Genomic DNA, 640 nt, shown 5'->3' with positions numbered 1-640 from the left:
GTGGCTAAGTTTGCAGCAGGCTTCCGTAAGAGTGAGAGCGTTACGGCGCGGTAGTGATTTTAGTAGCGCTTCATGCTGTGTGGGATATGTACATCAGGGAGCGGTGGTACTTTATTCATGCGGTATTCATTTTGGCATCGGGGGCACTGATGAACAAAGAAATTATTGGACTTAACTGTTTGAATGCTAGGCTGAAGTATAGATATCTGGTGATCGCCGAAGCAGTGTGCACAAAGGTCATGAGGCTCAATAACGTCATCGGAAGAAGACTTAGATCTGTACACGACAGATCCACCTTCCGTTTTGTGAAGTTCGTAGTTCTCGGCCTGCACAATAAACATCTCGATTTTGTTATTTTCTTCGCGAAGCTGTCCTGTGATGTATCGCTCAGCCTGATAAAGGCCAGAGAGCTCCGCATTAAGCATCTGTAACTCAGTAATTTTTTCTGAAAGATCACCTGCTGCTTTCCGAATAACTAATTCATCATGACTTTCTTTGATTATCTTCAATAAATCAAAAGCTTGCTTTGCTGCAGTCAAACTAGAAAAAACGTCCATTTGAATAATTCTCTAACTGTAGGGGTGATTACAGTTTATTCGATTTCTTGCTGTAGGGGTATAGCAGAACCACCGCCGCCTGA

At 43.1% G+C, this 640-nt stretch carries 1 protein-coding gene; it reads right to left on the bottom strand.

Annotated elements, in window-relative coordinates; genetic code table 11:
* Positions 1-59 precede the first annotated feature (59 nt).
* Complete coding sequence (locus DBA33_RS20450) at positions 60-557, bottom strand: hypothetical protein (RefSeq protein ID WP_120807133.1); 498 nt, start codon at positions 555-557, stop codon at positions 60-62.
* Positions 558-640: the final 83 nt, after the last annotated feature.

Source organism: Yersinia sp. IP36721, from assembly GCF_003634395.1.
GTDB lineage: Bacteria > Pseudomonadota > Gammaproteobacteria > Enterobacterales > Enterobacteriaceae > Yersinia > Yersinia entomophaga.
This window is presented reverse-complemented; position numbering and strand designations above follow the sequence as displayed.